The organism is Bradyrhizobium sp. KZN70725, from assembly GCF_055264925.1.
This window is the reverse complement of record NZ_JBUYWT010000171.1, coordinates 1-1,276: the sequence shown is the minus strand read 5'-3', so window position 1 is coordinate 1,276 and position 1,276 is coordinate 1. Positions and strand designations below refer to the sequence as shown.

Here is a 1,276-nt window from a genome sequence, read left to right as displayed (position 1 = left end):
TGGCAGGAATACCGGACGGCGCATCCCGACGGCTATGGTTACACGTGGTTCTGCGAGAAGTTTGACGCCTATCGGCGCCGGGCGAACCCGACCTTCCGTCATCGCCACGCGGCGGGTGCAGTGATGCAGACCGACTATGCCGGTCCGACGGTGGAGGTGATCGATCCGCAAACCGGCGAGATCCGTCAGGCGCAGATATTTGTCGCGGTGCTCGGGGCCTCGTCGCTGACCTTCGCTATGGGGAGCTTCGGTCAGCGACTACCAGATTGGATCGAAGGCCAGACCCGAGCCTTGTCGTACTTCGGCGGAGTTCCCAAGGCGATCGTCTGCGACAATCTGAAGGCCGGGGTCGTCAAGGCGTTGTGGTTCGAGCCGACGCTCAACCAAACCTTTGCCGCCATGGCCGAGCACTACGACACGACGATTTTGCCGACCCGCAGCCGCAAGCCGCGCGACAAGGGCAAGGTTGAAGGCGCGGTGCTGATTGTTGAGCGCTGGATTCTGGCACGGCTGCGCCATCGGCGGTTCTTCAACCTGACCGATCTCAATACTGCGATCGGCGGTCTGCTGGAGGAGCTGAACCATCGGCCGATGCGCCATATCGGCAAATCCCGCCGGCAGCTGTTCGAGGAGATCGAGCGCGCTGCGTTGACGCCGCTGCCGGGCGAGCCGTTCGAATACGCCGAGTGGAAAACGGCGAAGGTCCACCCCGATTATCACGTCGAAGTCGACAAGACCTTTTACTCGGTGCCGCACCGGCTGATCGGCCGTCGGGTGGACGTCCGGCTCACCTATCGAGCCGTCGAGATCTTCCAGGATCACACGCGTGTCGCCAGCCATGTGCGCCGCTCTCAGCGCGGCGGCCATGTCACCGTGAACGAGCACATGCCCAAGGCCCATCAGCGTTATGCCAATATGACGCCGGCGAGCTTGATCAAGATGGCAGCGCGGATCGGCGTCAACACCGCCACTCTGGTCGAGCGGATGATGCGTGAGCGCCCGCATCCCGAGCAGGGTTATCGCTCCGCCATGGGGATCATCGCCCTGGCACGGCGCTACGAGCGCGATCGGCTCGAAGCGGCCTGCGAGCGGGCACTCGTCATCAACGCGATCAGCTACTCCTCGGTGAGCGCGATCCTCAAATCCGGGCTCGACCGCGCGAGCCCTGCTGCCGCACCCGTCAAAGCCACCCCCTCGCACGCCAACATCCGTGGTGGGGGCTATTATCAATGAAGGAAAGGAACATCGCGATGCTGACCCACCCGACCCTCGAGCA

Annotated in this window: 1 protein-coding gene; it reads left to right on the top strand. The window is 63.5% G+C overall.

Going from position 1 to position 1,276, the window contains the following annotated elements:
* The coding region (gene istA / locus ACZBJS_RS42515; protein WP_463440331.1) for an IS21 family transposase at positions 1 to 1,233 on the top strand (1,233 nt) is incomplete at its 5' end.
* Positions 1,234 to 1,276 lie beyond the last annotated feature (43 nt).